This window comes from Paenibacillus sp. R-74696 (assembly GCF_055814915.1).
The window spans coordinates 1-1,203 of sequence record NZ_JBPULM010000003.1 but is presented as its reverse complement, the minus strand read 5'-3'; the positions used below and the strand labels follow the sequence as shown (position 1 = coordinate 1,203).

Genomic DNA, 1,203 nt, shown 5'->3' with positions numbered 1-1,203 from the left:
AGGCACATGTCATAGCTTCGGTGGTGTGTTTAGCCCCGTTACATTTTCGGCGCAGAGTCACTCGACCAGTGAGCTATTACGCACTCTTTAAATGGTGGCTGCTTCTAAGCCAACATCCTGGTTGTCTTTGCAACTCCACATCCTTTCCCACTTAACACACACTTGGGGACCTTAGCTGATGATCTGGGCTGTTTCCCTCTTGACAATGGATCTTAGCACTCACTGTCTGACTCCCGAGAAGCACGTCTATGGCATTCGGAGTTTGACTAGACTTGGTAACCCTTGGCGGGCCCCGCACCCAATCAGTGCTCTACCTCCACGACGTTCATACCTCGAGGCTAGCCCTAAAGCTATTTCGGGGAGAACCAGCTATCTCCGAGTTCGATTGGAATTTCTCCGCTACCCCCACCTCATCCCCGCACTTTTCAACGTGCGTGGGTTCGGGCCTCCAGTGCGTGTTACCGCACCTTCACCCTGGACAGGGGTAGATCACACGGTTTCGGGTCTACGACCACGTACTTATTCGCCCTATTCAGACTCGCTTTCGCTGCGGCTCCGTCTTCCCGACTTAACCTTGCACGTGAACGTAACTCGCCGGTTCATTCTACAAAAGGCACGCCATCACCCATGAATAGGGCTCTGACTTTTTGTAAGCGCACGGTTTCAGGTTCTTTTTCACTCCGCTTCCGCGGTGCTTTTCACCTTTCCCTCACGGTACTGCTTCACTATCGGTCACTAGGGAGTATTTAGCCTTGGCAGATGGTCCTGCCGGATTCCGACGGGGTTTCTCGTGTCCCGCCGTACTCAGGATCCGTCTCGGAGAGTGTGCGCTTTTGGCTACAGGGCTTTTACCTCTTATAGCGGGCCTTTCCAGACCTCTTCGCCTAACACACACCTTTGTAACTCCATGTGAGACGTCCTACAACCCCAAGGAGCAAGCTCCTTGGTTTGGGCTAATCCGCGTTCGCTCGCCGCTACTGACGGAATCACTTTTGTTTTCTCTTCCTCAGGGTACTTAGATGTTTCAGTTCCCCTGGTATGCCTCACTCTAACCTATGTATTCAGTTAGAAGTAACTGTCCATTACGACAGCTGGGTTTCCCCATTCGGAAATCCCCGGATCAAAGCCTGCTTACGGCTCCCCGAGGCAGTATCGTTGTTCGCCACGTCCTTCTTCGGCTCCTAGTGCCTAGGCATCCTCCGT

At 53.0% G+C, this 1,203-nt stretch carries 1 rRNA gene; it reads right to left on the bottom strand.

The features are described from left to right. Positions 1 to 1,203 (bottom strand): 23S ribosomal RNA (locus tag ACSR9A_RS00695); the annotation flags it as partial.